The sequence below is a fragment of the Candidatus Ichthyocystis sparus genome (genome assembly GCF_900078745.1).
In the GTDB taxonomy this organism is placed as follows: Bacteria; Pseudomonadota; Gammaproteobacteria; order Burkholderiales; family 2013Ark19i; genus Ichthyocystis; species Ichthyocystis sparus.
This window is the reverse complement of the sequence record NZ_FKII01000014.1, coordinates 1-2,397: the sequence shown is the minus strand read 5'-3', so window position 1 is coordinate 2,397 and position 2,397 is coordinate 1. Positions and strand designations below refer to the sequence as shown.

Sequence of the window (2,397 nt, the reverse complement as noted above, 5' to 3'; positions counted from 1 at the left end):
AATTAACATCAGCTAATGACCCATCTTCTAGTGCAACAAGGATTCCCTTAGCTTCTTCATCCCACTCTGAGTTAAATACAGACTCAGCTTGATCACTAATAGAACAATCTAGTTTCGATAAAAAATCCAGCAATACATCTCCACTTAATGGTACTAGGCTACGATCATGGGAACTTGACAATACTCTAACATCAGCAAGAGAATGTATAAAATCAGGACGGTACCTGGAATGATACAAACAAAGACACTTAGCCATAAAATTAAGCAAATGCAGTTCCCTATAGGTTCTGCACCAAACAGCCTTCCCAACCACAGAAAGTTCACTACTCATAGCCCTTAGGAGGCAATTCAGTATAATAAAGCAAGATTTTTTAGCAGATAAACGAACAGCAAAAAAGAGATCGTAAATTGGCTTAGCACTATCAGGATGTAACTTAACACCCAGCAAATCAACGCATTGCTGAGATGGTGATAATTGAGAACTGGGAGAAGAAGAATCCGTAGGATCTACAACACCAGTTACTGGCACTACGCCCTTAACTTTACTACCTCCTCCCTTTACGTAGGATCCTACGTTTGCCGATAACGCCACTTCGGGAACGCCAGCAACGTCAAGGACTCTAACAAAATCTCTACAACTAATAGCATCCAAGGACTCCTCTTCCAGAGAAACAGAAACTTCACTCCAACAAGAGCTAAAAATATACTCCGCCTCTCTACGAATAGCACAATCCAGCTCCAATAAAAAACCTAGCAAACCAACTTCAGAATCCGACAATAATTTAATTTTAGAAAGAGAACGTACAAAACCAGGGCGGTGCTTATCATGGTACTCACCAAGGCACTTAAACACTAAATTAGCCTCACACATTTTCATGTAGGTCCGGTACCAAATAGCCCTTTCAGTCACAGAAAGCTTGACACTTGTTTCTGCTGGGAGCTGTTTACTTATTACATCCCCATAAATACTTCTAGCAAGCGCACCAACTTCAGAAAAGAGATCCTCAATCATTGGGGCACACTCAGGGAGTACCATAGCACAGATTGAAGCGCAATACGGAGAAGCAGCAGCAGGCTTTTGAGCAGAAAACCATTCTCTATCACTTTCAGCATCCACCTCCTTACCTCTATCGGCAGCAGCAGTTGACGCAATAGTAGCTGAAGAAGAACTTGACTGCGCCTCAGATTGAAGATGCAAATTAGGTTGTGGTTCCAATAGAGATGATAACTCAATCTCAGGTTGTGAAGAAGAGATAGCAGAAATCGCACGTTTTTTAGCTCTATTTGCTGTATTATCTCTTTGAGATACAGCAGTAGCGGCTGAAGAAGAAACAACGGTATAAGTAGTACCGGGTTTTTGAGCAGGAACGCCACCTACGCTCCTAGCATCAACCTCCCTATCTGTAGTAGTGAGAGCAGTTGAAGTAGTTGCCATAACAGGCAAAGAAGACTCTGTACCTCCAGGTGGTATTACAGCTGTAGAGACAGCACCAACCGCAGATAAACCACCGGGATGAATAGAAGTACCAAAAACTTCGGCAGAGGCTTCACCTACAGTCCTAGTACTCACCCTCTCGCCTGTAGCAATAACAGCAATGTTCGAAGTAGGAAAAGAAGAAAACTCAACTTGCTGCAAACCACCGCCCTGTACAATACCACCTTCACCATTACTACCATCCACACTCTCTGTAGCACCACTAGAAGCAGTGGCACCACTGGTTACAGATGACACAGGATACATAACAAGTCTCTTTATATTTATTATTTGTTATTTACTATTTTTAGTATCAACTCTATTTTCATCGCCAACTCACACGCAAACGTTACAGGTGATCACAACAATGCCACATAATACAAGCGGGTACAGTAACGAAAATCTCACAACACTAAGGTATAAAAATAGGGGCAAAGTAGCATACTATCACTCTTGTAAACCAAATTTTAGTATCTCAATTAATTAAATAACTCACACAAAAACAAGCAAAGACAAAGGCAAAGAGAAGTAAAAACGCCCCTCCTGTTACCGATGGTAGCTTGTATATAACTTAAAAAAAACAAATATTTACACACAATAAATAACAATTAATCGCATAAATAAAGTATTAATATATAGCTCATCAACTGTAATTATTTAACTTAACAAAAATAAATTAACAGAACACGAGTAATAGATTGTTATCAAACATCAACAAATATCTTATGTTAAGCAAAATAAGTTTGAGTAATATAAACAAACATGATAATACATAACAGTTAATAAATATATCACGTAGTACAAATATATCACGTACATACACTATAACTTATGTGGAACATATCTAACATAAGACCAAAACTAGTATAAATATTTTAAAACATTAACTGCAACATTTAAAATATAGATCAACGTTACGTGTC

At 38.7% G+C, this 2,397-nt stretch carries 1 protein-coding gene; it reads right to left on the bottom strand.

Features of this window, described 5'->3' with window-relative positions; genetic code table 11:
• Positions 1-1,741: hypothetical protein (locus tag A6733_RS00310; protein ID WP_141663421.1), on the bottom strand; the 1,741-nt coding region annotated here is incomplete at its 3' end.
• Positions 1,742-2,397: the final 656 nt, after the last annotated feature.